The 23,074-nt window shown below is 32.1% G+C and carries 17 protein-coding genes; 13 read left to right on the top strand and 4 right to left on the bottom strand.

All coding sequences use genetic code 11. The features are described 5' to 3' along the window. The first annotated feature begins 282 nt into the window (after positions 1 to 282). Genes GFJ36_RS15760 through GFJ36_RS15750 form a run of 3 tightly spaced genes read left to right on the top strand, consistent with a single transcriptional unit; the run spans position 283 to position 2,175 of the window. Positions 283 to 759 carry a YbaK/EbsC family protein gene (locus tag GFJ36_RS15760; protein WP_087984608.1) on the top strand — a complete coding sequence of 159 codons (477 nt, stop codon included), beginning with the start codon at positions 283 to 285 and terminating at the stop codon, positions 757 to 759. 23 nt (positions 760 to 782) lie between these two features. Next, positions 783 to 1,544, top strand: a complete 762-nt coding sequence (locus GFJ36_RS15755) for a YqcI/YcgG family protein (protein WP_087984609.1) — start codon at positions 783 to 785, stop codon at positions 1,542 to 1,544. Beyond that, positions 1,537 to 2,175 (top strand): LysE family translocator, encoded by a 639-nt coding sequence (locus GFJ36_RS15750; RefSeq protein WP_000624898.1) that lies wholly within the window; start codon positions 1,537 to 1,539, stop codon positions 2,173 to 2,175. The genes GFJ36_RS15755 and GFJ36_RS15750 overlap by 8 nt, the downstream gene beginning before the upstream one ends. 286 nt (positions 2,176 to 2,461) lie before the next feature. Here the strand turns inward: GFJ36_RS15750 and GFJ36_RS15745 are convergent, their stop codons facing one another. After that, positions 2,462 to 3,037, bottom strand: a complete 576-nt coding sequence (locus GFJ36_RS15745; protein ID WP_087984610.1) for a sugar O-acetyltransferase — start codon at positions 3,035 to 3,037, stop codon at positions 2,462 to 2,464. A 124-nt stretch (positions 3,038 to 3,161) separates the two neighbouring features. Between GFJ36_RS15745 and GFJ36_RS15740 the strand changes: the two genes are divergently transcribed. From GFJ36_RS15740 to colA, 4 genes are all read left to right on the top strand, one after another. Continuing rightward, positions 3,162 to 4,040, top strand: coding sequence for a LysR family transcriptional regulator (locus tag GFJ36_RS15740; protein WP_087984611.1), 879 nt, complete (start codon positions 3,162 to 3,164; stop codon positions 4,038 to 4,040). Between the two features lie 290 nt (positions 4,041 to 4,330). Next, positions 4,331 to 6,079: an adenine deaminase C-terminal domain-containing protein gene (locus GFJ36_RS15735; RefSeq protein ID WP_087984612.1), complete on the top strand. Its 1,749-nt coding sequence runs from the start codon at positions 4,331 to 4,333 to the stop codon at positions 6,077 to 6,079. A 118-nt stretch (positions 6,080 to 6,197) separates the two neighbouring features. Continuing rightward, on the top strand, positions 6,198 to 6,710 hold the full coding sequence (locus GFJ36_RS15730; protein WP_087984613.1) for a hypothetical protein: 513 nt from the start codon (positions 6,198 to 6,200) through the stop codon (positions 6,708 to 6,710). Positions 6,711 to 7,221: 511 nt separating this feature from the next. Beyond that, positions 7,222 to 9,858 (top strand): collagenase ColA, encoded by a 2,637-nt coding sequence (gene colA, locus GFJ36_RS15725; protein WP_157349676.1) that lies wholly within the window; start codon positions 7,222 to 7,224, stop codon positions 9,856 to 9,858. 208 nt (positions 9,859 to 10,066) lie between these two features. Here colA and GFJ36_RS15720 read toward each other — a convergent pair whose 3' ends face one another. Then, the gene (locus tag GFJ36_RS15720; protein WP_098082656.1) at positions 10,067 to 11,446 is read right to left on the bottom strand and encodes a catalase; all 1,380 of its coding nucleotides are present in this window, start codon (positions 11,444 to 11,446) and stop codon (positions 10,067 to 10,069) included. A gap of 271 nt (positions 11,447 to 11,717) precedes the next feature. On the opposite strand from GFJ36_RS15720, the gene GFJ36_RS15715 reads away from it, so the two are divergent. From GFJ36_RS15715 to GFJ36_RS15695, 5 genes are all read left to right on the top strand, one after another. Next, a complete protein-coding gene (locus GFJ36_RS15715; protein ID WP_088063827.1) occupies positions 11,718 to 12,935 on the top strand; it encodes an aspartate aminotransferase family protein in 1,218 nt (405 codons plus the stop codon). Positions 12,936 to 13,231: 296 nt separating this feature from the next. Continuing rightward, entirely contained in the window at positions 13,232 to 14,254 is a 1,023-nt protein-coding gene (locus GFJ36_RS15710) for a hypothetical protein (protein ID WP_097890241.1), read from the top strand. A gap of 223 nt (positions 14,255 to 14,477) precedes the next feature. Beyond that, positions 14,478 to 15,995 carry a glycosyltransferase family 2 protein gene (locus GFJ36_RS15705; protein ID WP_097890240.1) on the top strand — a complete coding sequence of 506 codons (1,518 nt, stop codon included), beginning with the start codon at positions 14,478 to 14,480 and terminating at the stop codon, positions 15,993 to 15,995. 52 nt (positions 15,996 to 16,047) lie between these two features. After that, positions 16,048 to 18,369, top strand: coding sequence for a bifunctional glycosyltransferase/dipeptidyl aminopeptidase/acylaminoacyl peptidase (locus GFJ36_RS15700; RefSeq protein ID WP_141542745.1), 2,322 nt, complete (start codon positions 16,048 to 16,050; stop codon positions 18,367 to 18,369). 568 nt (positions 18,370 to 18,937) lie between these two features. Continuing rightward, complete coding sequence (locus GFJ36_RS15695; RefSeq protein WP_000752473.1) at positions 18,938 to 19,180, top strand: hypothetical protein; 243 nt, start codon at positions 18,938 to 18,940, stop codon at positions 19,178 to 19,180. Positions 19,181 to 19,334: 154 nt separating this feature from the next. On the opposite strand, the gene GFJ36_RS15690 is transcribed toward GFJ36_RS15695, so the two are convergent. Next, the gene (locus GFJ36_RS15690) at positions 19,335 to 20,819 is read right to left on the bottom strand and encodes a glycosyltransferase (protein WP_097890238.1); all 1,485 of its coding nucleotides are present in this window, start codon (positions 20,817 to 20,819) and stop codon (positions 19,335 to 19,337) included. 87 nt (positions 20,820 to 20,906) lie between these two features. Then, entirely contained in the window at positions 20,907 to 21,167 is a 261-nt protein-coding gene (locus GFJ36_RS15685; RefSeq protein WP_000889750.1) for a hypothetical protein, read from the bottom strand. A 403-nt stretch (positions 21,168 to 21,570) separates the two neighbouring features. Between GFJ36_RS15685 and GFJ36_RS15680 the strand changes: the two genes are divergently transcribed. Then, complete coding sequence (locus GFJ36_RS15680) at positions 21,571 to 23,028, top strand: MFS transporter (RefSeq protein WP_097890348.1); 1,458 nt, start codon at positions 21,571 to 21,573, stop codon at positions 23,026 to 23,028. The last annotated feature ends 46 nt before the right edge of the window (positions 23,029 to 23,074 follow it).

Here is a 23,074-nt window from a genome sequence, read left to right as displayed (position 1 = left end):
TTTTCAAAAGAAACAATATGTATGAATTAATAACAAATAGAATTAAGTATACAAAAATAGATAATTATGATTCGTGTCTAAATGATTGACTATTATGAAATTAATGATTAATATAGGTTTTATATATTTATTCCATTTTTATTACAAATATGTATTTTATTACAATTTAAATTATGTTTTAAACTATAATTGAATATATTGTGAAAAAGAATAGGGAGCGGGAACAGCAATAGAAAAGGCTATCTTTTCAAATTGTGTAATGAAATCAAAGGGAGGATAAATATGTATAAACAAGTAGTAGAACTGTTAGAAGAAGCGGCTATATCGTATAAACAATATACACATGAACCAATATTAGATTATGAAACAGATAGAAAAATTAGAGAAAGGTTTAAATTAGAAGGTGTACCCAGTAAAAGTTTATTTTTAAAAGATAAATCAAATAACTATTACATATTTGTAACTGTTGAAGGAGAAAAATTAGATTCAAAACTTATGAAAGAGTTGGTTGGAAAAAGGATTTCTATTTGTTCAGCCGAGGAGTTAATAGAAAAAACTTCTTGTGTTCCAGGATGCGTATCTCCATTTGGCTATTCAGATGAAATCACACTTATTATAGATCGAAAAATTTATAACTATAATAAATTTTTATTATCTCCCGGTATACCTGAGATAACAATTGAAATACCTACAAAAAGTATAAATGAAATTTTAAATATTGTTGAGAATAATATTTTACTATATGAGAAAAAATCATAAATATATTAGGGGGGCTTTTAGTAATGCCAACTACAAAAATGTATTTATACGATCAAAAGAGAATAATTGAAGAACAAAATAAAGGGATTTTAGATGAGTGGAAAACTGTATCTTTCAATAATTTTCACGATAGCATTTTAGATCAATCTAAACCATTTCCGTGTTATTTTGCAGTGGATTCTGAGAAACATGGTTGGTCTAGATATATATTTTCAGAATCGGCTTATGATGAAAATGAATTGTTCAAACTAAGAGATGGGATTTATGAATATATTAAAACATATCAACAAATTGCAAAGAGAACTACTTTAGTAATATTTTTTAAACCATCTAATAAACAATTACTGGCTGAAGAATACAAAAAACAATTTTGGAATGTATTACAATTTTTAATGAGAAATGATCCGGAGCCATGGAATGCAGAAATACCAATAGATCCTTATAACGCTAAATGGGAATTTTGTTTTGGTGGTGAACCTATATTTGTCGTTTGTAGGGCTCCAATATATTCTGAGAGAAAAAGTAGACATACAGGAACCGGCCTTGAAATTACGTTACAACCTCGAGGTACTTTGGATGATATTACAGGTGATACAAAACAAGGGAAACAAGTGCGGAAAGTGATTAGAAAACGTTTGTTAGCATATGATGATATTCCAATGCATCCAGATATAGGGGATTACGGAATAAAAGAAACCTTTGAATGGAAACAATATATGTTACCAGAAACAAATGAAGAAAGTGTAATGAGATGTCCTATTACGGGGTTGAAGAAAAATGATTAGCATGATATTCAGTTATATATTATTAGGGATTTCATTGTCTGCACCAGTCGGTCCGATTAATGTTGCTCAAATAAATAAAGGAATAAAAAATGGTTTTTTGAGTGCATGGTTAGTAGGAGTCGGGGCAATGTCAGCAGATGTTGTAATGATGTTTTTAATTTACTTTGGTATTTCGACTTATTTAACAACTCCAGTTGCTCAACTTTGCATTTGGATTTTTGGTTTTGTAACGATGATTTATTTGGGCTATGAAAGTATGAAAGAAGCTACTAAACAAGTTCAATATATTTCATCAGGTGAAAAAGAACATCCTTTAAAATCTTTTCTATCGGGGTTTGCTATCGCAATTTCTAATCCATTAAATATTATTTTTTGGATAGGGATATATGGATCAGTTCTAACTAGTGCTATGAATACTATTGGAAAAGAACAAGCTTTATGGTATAGTGCAGCCATTTTTGCTGGGATTATGCTTTGGGATATATTTATGGCTACATCTATTCATTTTGGTAGAAGATTTATTAATCATACAGTAATGAAATGGATTTCTATAGTAGCAGGCATTGTTTTAATTCTGTTTGGAATATATTTTGGCTACGAGGCAGTAAAAGGAACTGCTCAACTATTGTGAACTTTTCGATGATTAGAGAGAATGGTGATTTATTAGAAATTTATTCATCGCGAATCTTTTGGTGTTTGAATTTGTTAATCGATGGGTATAGGTCAATTCCTTATAGTAAAAGACTTATAGAATCATTCTATAAGTCTTTTTATTGCGGTATAGAAAAATATATAGGTACATTCTCTTCCCACCAGGAGAAATAAAATTCTTAACAAGAGCGATAACATAAATATATAAGCAGTAAAGCAAATTTCAATCAAGTAGCTTGTTTGCATTTCAAAAATCTAGAATATTTTTAATTGCTATGAATGACTTTCACACCTTTTGCCGGCACCCCTGCAACGACGGTGTTTGCAGGTACATCTTTTGTAACAACTGAACCTGCAGCAACAATTGAATTGTTCCCAATTGTAACACCAGGAAGTATTGTTGCGCTAGAACCAATCCATACATTTTCACCAATTATAACAGGGGAAGCGTATGTCGTATTTCTTGTTTCTAAAGTTAGCCCGTGATTAAGTGTGGCAATTGTAACATTCATACCAATCATACAATTGTCTCCTATATGAATTCCGCCTCTATCTTGAAAAGAACATCCAGTGTTAAAAAATACGTTTTTTCCAATTGTAATATTTTTACCGAAGTCTGTATGAAACGGTGGAAAACACATAAAAGATGGATCAATGTTGTTACCTGTTAATTCACTAAATATTGCTACAATCTCTTCTTTAGAATGATAAGATGTATTTAATTTCATTGTTATCTTCCGGGCTTCATAGCTACATTGAACTAGTAGATCATGTAATTCTTTATCCTCGCCTGAAATAGGCTTGTCGGTTTTACAAAAATTTATAAAATCTTTCATATTCATTGTTATACTCCCCTCTAAAACGCTAATCTTTTCAATACAATCATAAAATGATACGATTCCAATATCAAATACCTATATTAAATACATTCATATGCTTATTAGCTATATGTAAAAGGAGACTATCGTGGAAATTCGAGTGTTACGCTATTTTATTGCTGTAGCAAATGAAGAAAGTATTTCAGCAGCTGCAAAACAATTACATTTGTCACAGCCAACATTATCAAGGCAACTGAAAGATTTAGAAATGGAATTAGGAACGGATTTATTTATAAGAGGAAATAGGAAAATCTCATTAACAGAAGAGGGGAAATACTTATTAAAAAAGGCAAAGGAGATTGTTGATTTAGCAGATAAAACGGAAGCAAACTTAAAAGATTCAAAAGAAATGGTAAGCGGGGAAGTTTACATTGGTGCTGGTGAAACTGAAGCGATGCATCTTATTGCGAAAACATTAAAAGTATTAATAAAAGACTATCCAAATATTCGATTTCATTTGTACAGCGGAAATGCTGATGACATTAAGAGTAAATTAGATAGTGGATTATTAGATTTTGGTGTCGTTATAGAGCCAACTGATAAACAAAAATATGAATATGCACAATTGCCAGCTAAAGACACTTGGGGTGTATTAATGTGTAAAGATAGTCCTTTATCGGATAAACAAGTTATTAGCCCAGTGGATTTAATAAATAAACCATTATTCATTTCACGACAAGCTACTGTTAGTAATGAATTAACAGGATGGTTTGGACAAAGTATAGATAACTTAAACATCGTCGCAACCTATAATTTGCTTTATAATGCAGCGCTTATGGTTGAAGAAGGTATTGGGTATGCATTATGTATAGATAAAATAATTAACACGTCAGGAAATAGTAAGCTTTGCTTTAAACCATTACAGCCTAAATTAGAAGCAAACTTAAATATTATTTGGAAAAAGAATCAAGTGTTTTCAAATGCAGCTCATACCTTTATAAATCAGCTCCGAAATAGTATGAACTAATCACAATTTAAAATGCAAAGTAAAAAACGTGCCATCGTATTAAGGCGACACGTTTTTTACTTTACGAAATAGTCGTTATTCTTTCGAAGATTTCAGTAAAACAACTGCACAGAGATGTTTATGTTCAAAAGGAGAAGTAGTGAACAATAAAAAAGATTAGAGTTCTGAAAATTGTTATTTTTATAATTATTAAATATAATAGGGGTACGTATTGCGGGGCATGAATAGAAAATAGTTTAGTTAATTAATTATTTTTAAACTTAACTAATATAGCATTGGAGTTGAATACAGTGGAACAAAAGTATTTCAGGTGGAGTAACAAGCAATTAAGAGAACATGTTGAAGTAATAGATGGCAAAAGAAGTCCGCACATTTTATTTAAGAATGCAACTTATTTAAATTCCTATATGCGCGAGTGGGTACAAGCAAATATTTGGATCTATGATGATCGCATTATTTATGTAGGAGAAAAACTACCAGCGCAACTACAAGAATGCGAAGTCATTGATTGTGATGGAAAGTATATAGTTCCAAGTTACATAGAACCGCATGCACATCCATATCAATTATATAATCCAGAAACGTTAGCAAATTATGCGATGCAGTTTGGGACGACGACTTTTATTAATGATAATTTAACTTTATTTTTCACATTACAACGTGAAGAAGCATTTCGTTTATTAGATGAATTTGAAAAGATTCCTGCAAGTATGTATTGGTGGTGTCGTTTTGATGGACAAACTGAATTACAAAACGGGGAATCTTTATTTAATCGTGAAGAAATAATAGAGTGGCTTAAGCATAAAGCAGTTCTTCAAGGCGGCGAACTAACAGCGTGGCCAAAGTTATTACATGGCGATGATGAAATGTTACGTTGGGTGCAGGAAACGAAACGATTACATAAAAAAGTAGAAGGACATTTTCCAGGAGCATCTGAAACGACTTTAGCAAAGTTAAAACTGTTAGGTACAGATTGTGATCATGAAGCGATGACAGGGCAGGAAGCTTTCACTCGTCTTATGCAAGGTTACACGGTTTCCCTAAGAAATTCTTCAATACGCCCAGATTTAGAAGTGTTACTGAAAGAATTGCTGGAACTAGGAGTAAAGCAGTTTGATAGATTTATTCTTACTACAGACGGCTCACATCCTTCGTTTTATGAAAATGGAATGACAAACGTAATGATAGCTACCGCGATAAAACAAGGAGTGCCAATAATAGATGCTTATCATATGGCAAGTTATAATATCGCTCGTTATTACAATATGGAACATGTACATGGATCGATTGCGACAGGTAGAATAGCTAATATTAATATTTTGGAAAGTAAAGAAAATCCGGTTCCAATAAGTGTAATTGCAAAAGGGAAATGGGTGAAGCGTGACGGAATAAACAAAAATGAATCATTACAAATAGACTGGAGTAAATTCAAAGTAACTCCATTATTATTAAACTGGTCCATAGAAAAAGAGGATATGATTTTTTCTCATAAAATGGGTATACATTTATTGAATAACGTTATAACTAAACCATACACGAGTGAAATTGATTTAAACTGTGATGAACTTTCTCTAGATCATGATGAGTGTTTTCTTATGATGATTGCTCGTGACGGTACGTGGCGAGTGAATACAGTTGTGAAAGGTTTTGCGAAAGAACTAGGTGGTCTTGCTAGCTCTTATTCTGGTACCGGTGACATCATTCTTATTGGGAAGAATAAAGAAGATATGCTTACAGCTTTTCATAGAGTGAAAGAGATTGGCGGAGGAATGGTAATAGCTGAAAAGAATGAAGTATTACACGAAATCGCATTACCATTGCTCGGGATTATGTCTAATTTAAAAATGAGTGAATTAATACAGGAAGAGAAACAGTTGGTGAAATTATTGCAAGAGCGTGGCTACAGGTATGACGATCCGGCATTTACCATTTTATTCTTTTCTGCGACGCACTTGCCTTTTATACGGGTAACGCCTATAGGACTATATGATGTGAAAAATAGTAAGGTAATGGCTTCACCGGTAAATTTAATAAAGTAATGTTAATATGAAAGGCTCTATAAAAGTCCAATTTATAGGGCCTTTCACATTGTTAGCATAAGAATATTGTAAGACTCAAATGATATAGTATATAAATCATTTGAGGTGATATGTAAATATGAAAAAAATATTTTACATTTTAAGCGTATTTATTTTGTGTGTATCGATACAACACGTTGTACATTCCCAATCAGATGCACCAAGGTTATCTTCTGATTGTCTTGAAAAAAGGAAAATTCGAGATGAGAAGTATGTGAAAAACATTATGAGGGACATTAAATCTACGTTTGATTTAAATATTGATGCACACAGTTTTTGGAAAGTAAGTAAAAGAGATCTGGAGGCTGCCCATTTGATGTATGGTGGAAAGGAAAATGATTCTTATTATAATTCGCTAACTAAAATTTATGATAGTGGTGGATTTAGCGAGCAGCCCAGCTTATTTGTGAGGGCGCAAGAAGCATTTTTACTTTATAAAGAAAAAGATAATATTAATGTAATGAAACGCCTTAAACTAGACGTTGAAAAAGGGGAATGGCTCGTTATAAAAACGAAAAAGAAGAAAGGGAAAAAAGTGAAATTCAAACCGTTACAATGTGAAAAAGATTATCTAAAAAAGAGAAATGAATAACAAAATACTTATTAATACTATTTTTATTCAACGATAATTTGCTGTTGATTTGAAATAGAAAAAGGTAAACGAACATATTAGCTTTATGGAATATGTTTGTTTACCTTTTTTGAGGGATTTAAAAATTGGGAATGTTGTTAGTTGAAAATTATTTACTGGTTAATGAACTTATAACATTCAATGAATTTGTTCTTCATAAACATTAGATTTTGTGTCAAATGATTTATACATTGCCGAACCACCTATGTATATTTTATTCTACAGTATTTATAAAAGAATGTTGGCTATTCATAAGAAATATGATTAATATGATTGGCACAGTTTTTGCTTGTACTAAATGTAAGGAAGGGAGATTGTATGTAAGGAATCTGTACTCGTAATAGTATAAAACAAGCTACTATTGCATTATTGATCATAGTTGTATTTATAGCCGAACTGTAAATACATACAAATAAGTGTTTTTTGATTTTAAAATTCAGAATTTTCTTTTAAAACGATAGGGGGCAATGGTATGGTTAAATATTCGAAAATTTCTAAGTGGATTCTTGGTGTTGGACTAGTGACAATAACATGTAATGGTTTGCAAATTCAAGCAGAGACAAAAGAGAAAAATGTGAAGAATGTATTACAAATGGAGCCGGTAGGAATACAGAAATCTGTTGATGAATTGGCGCACCCTTCAAAAGTACAAGAAAATACATCTTTTACAAAACGGTTAAAATTAGCGGATTTATCGCAGCGTCCACTAGCACCAACCGATAATATTAAACCGTTAGCTGAAGAAAAAAAGTATTCGATGGCTGAGTTAAATCAATTAAATAACAAACAATTAACTGATCTTCTTGTGACAATTAAATGGTATCAAATTCCGGAATTATTTCAGTTTAATAGTGATAGTCTTAAATTCTATCAAGATGATAACCGAATGCAAGCGATTATTAATAAATTAGCAGAACAAGGACAAGCTTATACGAAAGATGATTCAAAAGGGATTGAAACATTAGTAGAAGCTCTACGTGCAGCATTTTATTTAGGCTTTTACCATGATGAATTAAGCAAACTAAATGAGCGTAGCTACCATGATAAATGTTTACCAGCTTTAAAAACAATTGCAAAAAATCCAAATTTCAAACTTGGTACATCAGAACAAAATAAAGTAATTGCATCATATGGAAAATTAATTGGAAATGCATCAGCAGATGTTGAAACGGTTTTATATGCAGGTGAAATTTTTAAACAATATAACGATAATCTTGCAACTTTCATTGAAGACCGAACAAAAGGAGACGCTATATATGAGTTGATGAAGGGAATTGACTTTGATATTCAGACGGATATGTACACGACTGGAAAAGAGCTGAAAGATACGATGTGGTATCGAAATATCGATAACTTTATTAATGAAGTAAGTCGTTTCGCACTTATTGGTACTGTATCAGATAAAAATGGATGGTTAATAAATAACGGAATTTACTATGCTGGCCGATTGGGCAAGCTTCATAGCACGCCGACAAAAGGACAACAAGTTGTTACAGATGCAATGCGAATTTATCCATATTTAGGAGAGCAATACTTTGTTGCGGCAGAACAAATTACTACAAATTATGGAGGAATAGATGCGAACGGAAAAACTGTAAATTTAGATCAAATTCGAGAAGAGGGTAAAGAGAAATATTTACCGAAAACGTATACGTTTGATGATGGAGCAATTGTCTTTAAAGCTGGGGATAAAGTTAGCGAAGAGAAAATTAAACGTCTATACTGGGCGGCAAAAGAAGTGCGTTCTCAATTTTATCGTACAGTTGGTAGCGATAAACCACTTGAAAGTGGACATGCTGATGATGTGTTAACGATGGTTATTTATAATAGCCCAGATGAGTATCAATTTAATCGTCAACTGTACGGATATGAAACGAATAATGGTGGGATTTATATTGAAGGGACAGGGACTTTCTTTACATATGAACGTACACCAGAGCAAAGTATTTATAGTTTGGAAGAATTGTTCCGCCATGAATTTACGCACTACTTGCAAGGAAGGTACGAAGTTCAGGGATTATGGGGACAAGGAGAAATGTATCAAAATGAACGTTTAACATGGTTTGAAGAAGGGAATGCAGAGTTCTTTGCAGGTGCAACGCGATTAGATAGTGTAGTACCGCGAAAAAGTATAATTGGTGGGTTATCTAATGATCCTGCAAAACGTTATACAGCATCACAAACATTAAATGCGAAATATGGAACTTGGGATTTTTATAATTATTCGTTTGCACTGCAATCATATATGTATAATAAACGCCCAGAAATGTTCGATAAAGTACATGATTTAATTCGCGCAAATGATGTTTCAAGTTACGATGCATACCGTGCTACATTAAGCAAAGATAATAAGTTAAATGAAGAATATCAAACTTATATGCAAATGCTTATTGATAATCGCGATAAGTATACAATTCCACAAGTATCAGATGAGTATTTAACTCAGCATGATCCAAAATCGCTTTCGGACGTTACTTCAGATATTACGAATGAAGCGAAATTAAAAGATGTGAAAGTAACAAAGAATAAATCACAATTCTTTAATACATTTACACTACAGGGGACATATACAGGAAGTGCGGCTAAAGGAGAAGCTGAGGACTGGAAAGTGATGAATGCAGCAACAAATGATATGTTGAAACGCCTTTCAGGAAAAGAGTGGACTGGATATAAAACATTGACTGCTTATTTTGTAAATTACCGTGTAAATAATGCTGGACAATATGAATATGATGTTGTGTTTAGCGGAGTAAATACAGAAGAAGGTACGGCTGTAGAAAAAGAACCAAATAATTCATTTGAAACAGCAAATCCACTATCCTTGAATATTTTGTTAAAAGGAACCTTGAGCGATCAAGATCAGGGGGATAAATTTGTTATTGATGTAAAGGATCAAAAAGATTTACAGATTTCTGTTACGAACGAACAAAATCTTGGACTGAACTGGGTATTATATTCTGAATCAGATCTAAATAATTATGTAGCTTATGCAACAAAACGTGATGGAAACAAATTGCTTGGAAATTATAATGCAAATCCAGGGAAATATTACTTAAGTGTATATAAGTATGGTGGTGGAACAGGGAATTATACGGTACAAGTAAAATAGTTTGTTTTGAAAGGCTACTTATTGCATTTTTTAGCTAAATAAAGTATTTAATGTTAAACATTAAACTACTTCAATATATCCCTGTTCTAATTATAGAACAGGGATATATTGGCTTTATATTTTTAAATTAAATAACTTCATTGGATTTTGACAAGAAGATAATTAATATAGATTTGAATTCTCATTCGTAAAGCATGTTTTAATCTTCTTAATGCTCTTTCATTTTTGTCTCAATGCTTGTTTTCAAATCAGTTGATACTTGATTGAAATACCCCAAAACTATCTTCCTAATATCAGGGGATATAACTTTCAAATCACTAGCTAAGTTTTTAGCAAGATGTTCTTTTTCAATCGGTTTTAACTTCGTATAAAATTCAGTAGGCTGCGTAAAGTCATCCTGTTTCGTAATAGAAGTTCTTTCAAGTTTACCTTCAACGTATCTTCCGTCACCGCTCGTTATTTGATTAGCAGGCGTCCAATTTTGCTGTTTGTTAATCGCCAATTTGCGAAATTCGGAACCAATTCTTCTTCTTTGAGAATCACTGTAAATGTTAGCACGCCCTTGCAGCATTTTATCATCTGATAGTTCTGCACCGTCTAGTAAATTAGAAGGGGAGAAGGCGACTTTTTCTACTTGCTCCATATAATTTTCAGGATTTTTATTTAATACCATTTTGCCTACTGGTATAAGAGGATACTTCTTTTCATCCCATACTTTTGTATCATCTAAAGGGTCATAAGAAAGATGTGCTTCATCTTTCGGATCCATGAGCTGGACATATAAACCGTATTCTACTGGTTTACCATTTGCAATTGCATCATATAAATCTTTTCCGCTATAATCAGGGTTTTCAGCAGCCAGTTTATTCGCTTCCTCACTAGTAATGTATTGTACACCTTCAAAGGGGTACCAATGATACTTTACATACTTTCGATTACCTTCTGCATTTCTCCATACATATGTATTAACACTATGTCCTGGGATGTGGCGAAGACTTTTGGCCGTACCAGCATCAGAATATAAATGAACAACGAAATGAATGGATTCAGGCGCTCTAGCGACAAAGCTCCAAAATCTATTAGGGTCTATTAAGTTATTTATAGGTGAAGGTAACAACGCTTGAATCGTTTCAGGGAAACGCATCGGATCACGAACGGAAAAGACAGGGATGTGATTACATAAAAGATCGAAAATGCCTTCTTCTGTATAAAACTTTGTAGAAAAACCGCGTACATTTCTAGAAGTGTCAGGTGTTCCTTTCGTACTAACGGCTAATGAAAATCGCACCATAACAGGAACTCTCGCATTAGAATTTTGTAAAAAACGTAGTTTAGTATGTTCAGACATTGGATAGATCGTTTGAAAATAACCGAACGCACCAAATCCTTTTACATGAACAGGTCTTTCTAAAATTTTTTCGTGAATAAATTCTTGTAGCGTCTCGTGAAGTACACTATCTTGCTTTAGAATAGGTCCACGTGAACCAACTGTTTGTGAGTGAAGTATAGCTTGTTCATTACGTTCTCTATTTTCATTAAAGTCATTCCCTAGTAAAGATTGCCCCTGTTTATCATAGTTTTCATCCATCTATATAGCCTCCAAATCTTTTTTGTCCATTGTTACTAAATATGATTTCATAGCCTTGATTATGTATGACACGCAAAGTCCAAAATGGTAACAGACCGCTAGATGAAAAAAATGCACATGTAGTGGACCTGTTGAAATAGAAGAAATTATGGAAAAATGAATATCGTGAAGAAAATTACTATTAAAATTTTAATCTGAAAAATGAATTTATACATGACTTTATAGAGAATGAACATAAATAAACAGGGAAAATAACTAGGAGGAATTTAAAATGTCGGATTGGTTTCAATTAGATAAAGAATATATGATGTCTACGTATTGTCGTACGAAGGTTGCGATAGAAAGAGGAGAAGGTTGCAAACTATATGATGTGGATGGTAAAGAATATGTAGATTTATTTTCTGGTGTCGGAGTGAATGTATTAGGATACAATCACCCGAAAATCGTGCAAATGACAATGGAACAAGTTACGAAATCGTTGCATCTTCCATTTCATTTTTTAAATCCAGTTGCGATTGAGTATGCAAAGAAATTAGTTGACTGCTCTTTAAAAAACGGAAAGGTCTTTTTTACAAACTCTGGTACGGAAGCGACAGAAACGACATTAAAATTAATTGATAAATATAGAGCTAATACGGGAGAGGAACGTGAAGGAATCGTAGTGCTGAAGAATAGTTTCCATGGGCGTACGTTAGGAGCACTTCATTTTACGAGACAAGAAAGTGTATATCAAAATTTTCCTAAAACATCGATTCCGGTATATGAAGTAGAGCGTGAGAATATAGAGCAATTAGAAGAAACAATCGTTAAAGAAAATCCAATTGCGATTATGCTAGAGCCTGTATTAGGAAGCGGGGGGATATACCCTTTATCAAGTGAATATTTACATGGTGTTCAAAACTTATGTGATAAATATAATGTTATTCTTATCGTTGATGAAGTTCAAAGTGGTATGGGGAGAACTGGTAAACTATTTGCTTATCAAAATTTCAATATTACTCCGGATATTATTCAAATTGGTAAGGGAGCAGGAGGCGGGATACCGCTTGGCGGAATTATTGTAGGTGAAAAGTTATGTGATGTATTTGCACCAGGAGATCACGGCACAACGTTTGCTCATTCTTCAATGGGAACCGCTTTAGGGTTAACGGTATTAAACACATTGATTGACGATGGTTTAATGCAAGAAGCGTATGAAACGTCACACTATCTAAATGATAAATTGCAAGAAATTCAGAAAGAAAATTCTTATTATATTCAGGAAGTACGCCATGCTGGTATGATGTTTGGAATTAGTTTGAATGATACGAATGAAAATGTAAAGAAATTACAGGTAGAGCTAATGGAGAAAGGGATGTTAGTTGATGTTACACAAGGGAATATCATCCGTTTACTTCCTCCATATATAATTAAAAAAGAAGAAATTGATGCATTTATTACTCAATTTATTTCTTGTATGGATAAAGTTGCTGCTGTAGTAAGTGCTTAAAAGTTAAAAGCTAAATTTTATATAAAGTGCACTCTAATTGTTAAAAATAGTTTTACAATTGGGGTGCATTTTTTATAGTTGAATTTTGTAAAATACAGTTGTTGGTAAATGATAACGAAAAAAATAGAAGGGATTTCATTATATTTGATACATGATTGAATGATATTTTACTGTTGAAGAAAAGAGAAAGTAAATATAAAGATAGTAGATAAAACGAGTGGTACTAACAACGAGTGATAGAACGTTTTGAAAATAATAGCATACGAATATATAAATAATAAGAATGAGGTGGTATATTGGAAAATAATGATATTCAATTTACTTCTTTACAAATGAGAACGGATAAATATGGTTGGGCTGGTATTCAATATGCAAATAAAAAGCAAGCCATCTTATATACTCGAAACGGAGGAGTAGAATGGGATGTTGTTAATCCTCTAAATTCAATTGTATTATTTGCATATCCAATAAACGCTCGAAGCTCTTGGGCATATGGTTTAACAAAAACGAATGACGATCTATTGCCAGCTATATTTTATACAGTTAATAGAGGGGAAAGATGGAGTGAGTTTATTTTACCGGTTGAAGAAGATTGGGAGAAATCGACTGATGTTCAAGTGCAATTGCATGCTACGAATATGGATAGTATATGGATTGTATTATCTAGAAAGCTTGCATCAAATAAATTTGAACATAATTTATACTATTTGAAAACGAAAGGGAAAGCTTGGAAAGTAATAAAAAATATAAGTATTAGTGATAGTATTTCAGGGATAACATTTATAAACGATTTAGTCGGATTTATTTCATTACAAAAACATTATGAAACATCAACGGTATTTAAAACAATAAATGGTGGGGAAAGTTGGCAAGCTATAAAAGATATTCCAAGTCTTGAAGGGATTAATACTGGGACTGCTATGGCTTATAAAGCAATCTATAAAAATAACCTATTAGTAATACCAACTAAAATGAATGATGATAAATTTTTAATGAATTACTCATTTGATAAGGGGAATTCGTGGCATATTTCAAATAAAACAATAAATACTATTAAAGTGGCTGTTTCTTTTTTTAGTTCCTATTATGGCTGGGTTATAAATAGTGAAAATGGAAGTGTATATCAAATAATAAAAAAAGGATCAAAATGGATAAAAGTATCAAGTAATCCATTGTTAAAAAATGTATTTTGTTTACATTTTTTTAATCGGCGTAAAGGTTGGGCGTGTAATAAAAAAGAAATATTTACTACAACAGATCGCGGTATAACATGGAAAAAGGTAGTATATAAAATTAATAATATTGATAAATTTGTTTAATAGAGTCCTAAAGAAATTAGGACTTTTTTTGTTTTTAAATGGTGAGAGTTGTAACAAACAATGATAAGAGGAAGGAGGTAAGTGCAGAACTTATATTTTCAAAAATAGACGGTTGTTTTTACACAGTATAATTCACTTTTGAATATGTTAATAAAGTAGCAAATTCATAGGAAATGGTAATACTTAATATTTTATGTCACATGATGTGTAAAGGGGGCGTGTAATGAAATCGTTAACGGTTATTATTTTGTATAGTGAAAGAGCACAAATATTAGAAGAGTCAATTCAATCTATATGGAAGCTAAATCCTCTTGAAATTATAATTTTCGTTCCTAACGATAGAAGTAATTTGTATGAAATAGCAAAGAAACATAAATGCCATATTGTTTTGATGGATAAATATAGTACGTATTATGATGGGTATGAAGCTTCTGTAAAGGCAGCTAAAGGAGATGTATTGTTATTTGTAGATAGTAATTTTTTATTATCTTCAAATGAAATGAAGAATTTTATTGAGCCAGTCATTACAAATCAGGCTGATGTAGTATTAAACAAAATAGATAAATTTATAGAAGTTGGTAAATGTCCAAATATGGATATTGTTTGGAGAAAAATGTTAAATGAAATTTTATGTCGACCAGATTTAAAAAGCAATTCAATATTTTCATTACCATATGCACTTACGAAAGAAGTAGTGGTAAATATCGGATTTGATTATATGAAAGACATTGTTCTAGCTCATATGAACATAGTGAATCAAGGTTGGCGGATTAACGATCAATATGCAATAAAAACGTTATCTGAAGATGAAATGTTAGAAGAAGAAGGGTATTTATTAAAAAAAGAATTATCAGAAAATGAAAAAGAGAAAGTGGAAAAATATTTAATCGGTATTTCTAAATGGATAGAGAAAAAAGGAAGAAGAGTAGGGTTTACTGATGCAGGAAAAAGAAGAGATATTATTCAAAGATTAGGTGAAAGCAAGCAGTATCCTTCGTATCATCGAGGTTGGGGAATGCATTCTTCAATTTATGACGGGAAACAACTATCTGTCATTATACCAGTGCAAAATGAAGAAGAGACTATAGAACAAGTAATACTTGAGGCAAGAAAAATAGAACCGCTAGAAATAATTGTCGTTGTAAATGGTTCGACAGATCAAACGGCCAATATTGCTAAAAGACTTGGTGCTACTATTATTGAATATAACGAACGACTTGGTCATAATGTTGGACGTGCTATTGGAGCGCTTGAAGCTACAGGAGATATTCTTTTATTTATTGATGGTGATTTTAGTGTTTCAGGAAGTAATTTGCATCACTTTACAAAAGCAGTTTCAGCTGGTGTAGACATAGCATTAAATGATTTGAATCCAATGTTACATCCTCCGTTTTATGTTGTAGACGTCGTAAAATATATGCTTAATTTAGCATATAATCGTCCAGAATTAAGTAATGGCTCATTAGTAGCAATTCCACATGCTATGAGTAGATCATGTTTAGATGCAATAGGCTGGGAAAGTTTACTATGCCCTAGTCTTGCACAAGTAAAAGCTATATTACAAGGGTATAGAGTAGAATGTGTACATTACGTTGATGTTGTAAAACCGAATAGAATTCGTTTAATGGAGAATGTAAGTCATAATGGACATCCTCCAGCGGTATTAAGAATAATTGGTGATCACGTTGAAGCTCTCTCTTACTTAATAGAACACCTTGAAATAGATGGAAAGGGTGATTAAACTGTTAGACCAGTACAAAAAAATTAACATTTCATATGAAGAATTATGGCAAATGGATTTTCAAACTACAGAACCATTTATACTCAAGGTTGATTGGGGTAAAGTAACGTATGAATTTTTAATTCGTATTAAGCCGGGTGCTTCTAACACTATTGTTTTTGGATCCGGAGCAGGTGGATTTCAAGAACAGCCAATCGGTCCACCTATTTTTCATAGACATTCTTGGATGGAAGAGTTTGAAGATACTGTTATATATTATAATGATCCTACATTATATCTTGGAAAATTATCTTTAGGTTGGGGACAAGGGGAGTTAGATAGATTTTACTTACAAGATATAGCAAATATTTTAGAAATATTATTTACAAAGTTAAAAATTGATTCGAAAAATGTGTTGTTTTATGGCAGTTCCGGGGGAGGGTTTATGTCTTTAATTTTAGCTGGATTCGTTAAGGGCTCCACAGTTTTAATTAATAATCCTCAAACAAATTTATTAAAATGGATACCTGTACCAATAAATCTAGTTTTCGATTTGTCTTATCCAGGTTTATCAAGAGAAGAAGTTGAGGAGAAATTTGGCGAAAGAATTAATGTTGTGAAATTTTTTAATCACATTAAATATGTACCGAATATTTATTTTTTGCAAAATTTCGCGTGTGAATTTGATGTGCAAAATCATTTAATACCATTCATTTCTGAATTAGAACAACTGGATAAAGATACAGAAGTAAATCAAATTGTAATAGACTTATATTTCGATAAAAAAGCAGGGCATGCAGCGGTAGGTAAGAGTGAAACAATTGAATATATAAAAAAAGTAAAGCCTAATCAGACTGTAAAAAAAGAACAAAAAGAAGTGGCACTGTCAGTCGTTATAGTTTTAGGAGAAGAAAAATCGAAATTGAATCAAATTTTAAACAAAGTGCACCATATAAAACCATTAGAAATTATCATTGTAGCTGATGATAGAATGAGTGCGATACAATCCATACCTACATTTGTTGAGAGTAACGTTGTTGTTATTGAAGAGAAAAATAAATGGAAAGCACCAGTTTATGGGGCGAAAATCGCTAATGGAGATGTAATTTTATTTTTAAATGGAGAAGATGTTATTTTTTCGGTAGAATTAGAACGATTTATAGAACCACTACTAAAAAAGGAACAGGATGTAATCTTGAATAACATAGACTCTGTATGTTTTGAAAAGATGAGAGTAGAATGGCCAAGCATTGCTATGGTGTATAGAAAAATAGTAAACGATGTATTGGGGCGTATGGATTTAAAATATGATTCGATGTTATCTATGCCATATGCTATTACTAAAAAAGCAATTGAAGACATTGGATATGATATCTTGCAGAACCCTATTCTGTCCCAAGTAACTCTTATTGAGAAAGGGTGGCGACTACAATCCTCGTCAGCCATCACTAACACCTCCTTGAATAATATACCCGCAAACAAAACCTCTTTCTATAAAAATGAATTAACTAAATTAGAAGTATGTGAGATTAAAGAGAATGTAAAAGCTTTGGAAAGTTGGTTACAACGAAAAGATGATAGAGGTAACTATACAGATGGAGGAAGAAAAAGAGAAATTATAGAGCAGCTAAAAAAACAAAAGAATTATTCGCGTTTCCATAAAGGGTGGGGTATGAATTCATCAATTTATAATGGAAAACAGTTATCAATTATTATACCGGCACAAAATGAAGAAGCGACAATTAAAGAAGTTATTCTTGAGGCAAGAAAAGTTGAACCGAAAGAAATAATTGTTGTCATTAATGGATCAACAGATCAGACAGAAGTAATCGCAAAACAATTAGGAGCAACAGTAATTGTTTATCAAGAAGCATTAGGACATGATGTAGGACGGGCAATTGGTGCACAAAAAGCCACAGGGGATATACTTCTCTTTATTGATGCTGATTTTGCCATTCCAGCAAAAGACCTTCATCCGTTAACGCAGGCTGTTGCGGATGGTGTTGATATGGTTTTAAATGATTTAAATTTAAATCTTAGATTTCCTCTATATATTGTAAATTTATATAAATATATGTTGAATATTGCTTGTAATCGTAAAGATTTAGGTGTGGGATCCACAATTGCTGTTCCCCACGCTATTAGTCGAAAATGTTTAGAGGGAATTGGCTGGGATACTCTTCATACAGCGTGTGTTGCGCAAGTAAAGGCAATATTAGAAGGATATAAAGTTGAATGTGTCCATTTTGTAGATGTAATGAAACCAAATCGTATTCGTCCAAATGAGCACTTTGCAACAGTAGGACATCCACCGGCTGTATTGAGAATTACTGGAGATCATGTAGAAGGGCTTTCTTATTTAATAAAGAATAGGGATTTTAAAGATTTATTTTAATTTGGAAGCTACTTTACTAATAAGCGTAGAATAGCAACGGATAGAGTATAAGTTGAGTATTGGAATGAAAACAAAATTTAAAGAAGTTACCATTTTGGTTCAGGTGTAAGTGAAAAGTAAAAACTTCTTAAAATACATGAAGAGGTTTTTACTTTTTTATTTTAACTTATTTTAAGTATATCAAGTAAAAAATAAATAAAGAAGTAACGATAAGTTCTATATAACTTAATATCAGATGCAAGTAAGGAGGGAATACCTTTTCTTACATCAATAAAAGGTGTTTTAATATGTATTTAGAAATTAAGGTTTATCCAAATGTTGGGGCAGAAATATCTCTAAGGTGTAATTATGAATTTTCATCTGATTTTAATGTAATATCATTTACCGCATGTATTTCTATTTCAGTAAAAGATGATCTGAATTTATTAATTAATTTATCTAGTTTAATAATAAATTAAATATATATAAAACTGATAAGAAAATAGCAGCTAATTTATAAAAATTAGTAGGAGAGTCGTGTCTAAATTCGATAAACTGCATATATTGTTAAAAGAAAGGAGGGAGAGTTATGGCATGTACTACGAATAATGTTTGTTTAGATGTGTGTCTTAAAATTACAATTACCCCTGGTAGTGGAATTGATGCAGAAGTGGATTGTGGGGGCACATGTGGGACAAGTCCTACAATTGTAATTAGTCCTAGTGGATCAATTGTTATTACTTTACCATTAGTTGCATGTTTCTCAATTGCACTAAAAGATGATTTAAGTGTTGAATCTTCATTAACAAGCCTCTCTTTTCAAACTTCTTAAGAAAATAAGAAATGAAAAGCCTGCCTTCTACTTTTCTTTTGAGCTGATGTAAAAATAAAAAAGATGGTTACAAACCATCTTTTTTATTCTGTCATATATTAAAAATGAGATAATATATTATTTAGTAGGCAGGATGTATAATTAAAAGCACTCTTTACCTCATTTTTTGTTCGATCAGGTAAGAAATTGCTTCTATATGATCACCAATGATTTGTTGTGTTGCTAATGAAAGGCAACCTTGCTCAGAGAAGTGTTTTTCAGGTCGAACACGATTCATTTTATCGACGTCGACAGAATGGACATTTTGCACATGAAAGCCTGCTAAAATTGTTTTAACTTGACTTAAGGTTGGTGAAAGAAGTGAATCAAACCCAATTGTATGAATGCATTTTCGACTAAAAGCATGAGGGACAGCAATTGTGGATCCCATACCTAAATCTTTTCGATTACATGCTAAGTTAATAGCATATTTACATGCGGTGACGATAGAATAGGGGAGACGATACATATAGTAGTAATCTAGTTTATTTAAAGCTAAGTCCGTACCATTTTGAATAGATTGTACAAATGGTAATAAATCACAACTTGAAATTAAGAAATCTCCATCTATAAATAGTAATATGTCACCTTTGGCAAAATAGGCACCAACAGCACGTCCCGTATCATTTCCAAGTGCTTCTTCGTAACTAATAACTGTTGCATCGCAATCCTTCGCCAATTCCTCTGTTTTATCTGTTGATCCATTAACAATAACGATAATTTCAAAAGGTTTTAATTTCTGCACCTCAAAAATGACAGATTCTATCGTTTTTTCTTCATTTTGAACAGGGATGATAACTGATAATTGTTTATCTCCATAAGTATTCGAATAAAACTCTTTACCTGTAATTATTTTTGGAGTGGATTTTTGTTCCCCGTTGTGAAGCCCTAAAATAATATCCCGCTTTCGATTATTATCGGTATAGTTTCCTCTTTGATCTCGCACTAGATTGATCCAATTTGCAATGGCTGCAAGATGATAATGAATGAGTTGAGTTGAAGGAAAAAAGGGAACTTGAGGGATAGAAATGTTTAATTGATCGCAAATCCGAAATTTATGTTCAATAATTTTCATTTGTGCCAATATTGGATTTGATAAACTATCTGAAGTAATTACCTCAAGTACTTCTTTTGTCATTGCATAGGGAGGAAATAATAAGGAGTTAACATTTAAATCTGGGCGATGAAAAAAATGATTCGTAACTTGCTGCCAAATCATTGCTATATTTGGCTGTTGTTTTTGATAGAAAAAATTATCTAAATTATTTAATATGACGTCAGCCGATTTTTTTAGTAATGGTTGAAGAAATTGTATAAGTGAGGAGGAGTGAATAATGTAATTTTCATCTAAAAATAAGAGGTACTCTCCCTTTGCTTTTTTTGCACCAATTACATAACAATTAGTAGATTCTATCGGCTCTTTTAGTGTAATAATTTCACAATTGTAAGATCGCGCAATATTAATAGAATCATCGACACTACTGATAATAGTAAGGATAATTTCAAAAGGTTGTAGTTGTTCACATGCTTTCAAAATTTTAGGTAAATTTTTTATTTTATGTTGTATGGGGATAATAATAGAAATTGAATTTTTACACATAAGCAGTCTCCTTTTTAATCAGAGGTAGTTGTTAATAAGATTAGATAAAAGAGGAGATATATTTTCTTCTTGTTATAAGCATAACAATCATTTAGTTTTATCAGACTCACAATTTTCTTTACTTGTATTAGAACCTTTATTTATTCCAGAAGCGAGTAAATTATTGAGAACGCTAAGGTCTAATTGCAGAGGGATGGAGTTTTCGGATGGAGTTTTCTCATTTTCTTTTTTTGTAGTTAATATAGTCTTTATATTTTTAATTTCTTTATATTGTTTTAAGGTAATGAAAAATCCAGAAATAATTAAGAGGAAAGAAACAGTAGTAAGTGAAAGTATTATTTCCAACATAAAATAGCCTCCTTTAAAACTATAATAATATTATAGTTGAATGTAATAAAACAGAATTCGAGCTAATGAGTTCACTTTTTAAATATATGCAAATCTTTAGTAAAAGTTACTGGTTTCTAGGTTATAGGAAGCAATTATAGAAACGTTATAAATATAAATAAATGAAAGGTTCATTTGTAGTGTAAAGGTATATATTATATAGCCTAAACTTCATTTTATAAAAAGTTAAATAGGGTGTAAATTTATACAAAAAGAGCATTTAATTGGACAAATAATTAATTATGTGAAATAATAATAACAGACAAGGAGACGTTGATTTTCCTTAAGTGCTTCGAATTAATTTTATTCAATAAGAGAAGGTGTGCTTAAAGAAGTTAAATTAAAAAAGGAGCTGATTTATTATATGCAACAAAATAATGATTTAAATTTTGAACCTCAAGACGTTAATATTGTCAATTCTAAACAAGCCAGGAAAGCAGTAATTGCTACTGGTATAGGGAATGCAATGGAGTGGTTTGACTTCGGATTATACGCGTATTTAGCGGTTATCTTAAGTCAATTATTCTTCTCAGGTGTTGATAATAGTGGATTGCAACTTGTACTTACATTCGGTACATTTGCAGCAGCCTTTCTCGTTCGACCAATCGGAGGTGTATTCTTTGGTAGAATAGGAGATAAGTACGGCCGAAAAATCGTGTTAAGTACTACTATTATTTTAATGGCACTTTCTACATTATTCATCGCATTACTACCAACCTATGAACAAATTGGTGTATGGGCACCAATACTACTTTTAGTTGCGCGAATGATTCAAGGCTTCTCTACAGGCGGCGAATATTCAGGAGCAATGGTTTATATCGCAGAATCTTCTCCAGATAAAAAGCGTGGTATACTCGGTAGTGGTCTTGAAATTGGAACACTCTCAGGTTACATTGCTGCATCGGTAATTGTTACCATTTTGACGTTATTGTTAACAGATGAGCAAATGCTCAGCTGGGGCTGGCGTATTCCTTTCTTAATAGCTGCACCAATTGGTTTGGTCGGTTTATATTTACGCCGTCATTTAGATGAATCTCCCATCTTTGAAGAGATGGAAAAAGCACAAGAGGAATCTGAAGACAACGAACAATTTTCATTTATGGATATATTAAAATATCACAAAAAAGACTTCTTATTAAGCACAGTAATTGTCGCCTTCTTTAATATTACGAATTATATGATTCTTTCGTATATTCCTTCTTATCTAACTCAAGTACTTAAAGTCAAAGAAACAACTGGCTTATTAATTATTTCAATTACGATGGCACTTATGATTCCACTGGCATTATATTTCGGTAAATTAAGTGATAAAATTGGTAATAAACGCGTCGTGCAAATTGGTTTACTTGGTTTAACTGTATTTGCAATTCCAGCATTTATATTAATAGGTAACGGACATATTGCTGCTATATTTGCAGGTATTTTCATTTTAGGATTCTTCCTAAGTGTATATGAAGGAACGCTACCTTCATTATTACCATCACTATTTTTCACTGATGTACGTTATCGAGCACTTTCGATCTCATTTAATATTTCTGTATCAATATTCGGTGGAACAACACCGCTCGTATGTTCATACTTAGTTCATGCTACTGGTAACCCGCTTGCACCAGCATTTTATTTAGCAGGTGTAAGTATTATTGGATTAGTCGCATTTAGTGTATTATTCGTTACAACTTCAGGACGTGCGCTAAAAGGCTCATATCCTACAGTAGAAACGAAAAAAGAAGCACACCAAATCGCTAAAGAAGACCCTGAAGAAACACTTTGGTGGCATGAAGAGTCGTTAGAAATTGAAGCAGGGAAGAATGCTTCAATTTAACAAGTAACGTAGAAGTATAAAAAGACTCCTATGAAAAAATAGGAGT

The sequence above is a fragment of the Bacillus sp. EE-W1 genome, from assembly GCF_009760835.1.
Taxonomy (GTDB): Bacteria; Bacillota; Bacilli; order Bacillales; family Bacillaceae_G; genus Bacillus_A; species Bacillus_A wiedmannii.
The sequence above is the reverse complement of the archived record's forward strand: the minus strand, read 5'-3'. Positions and strand labels throughout refer to the sequence as shown.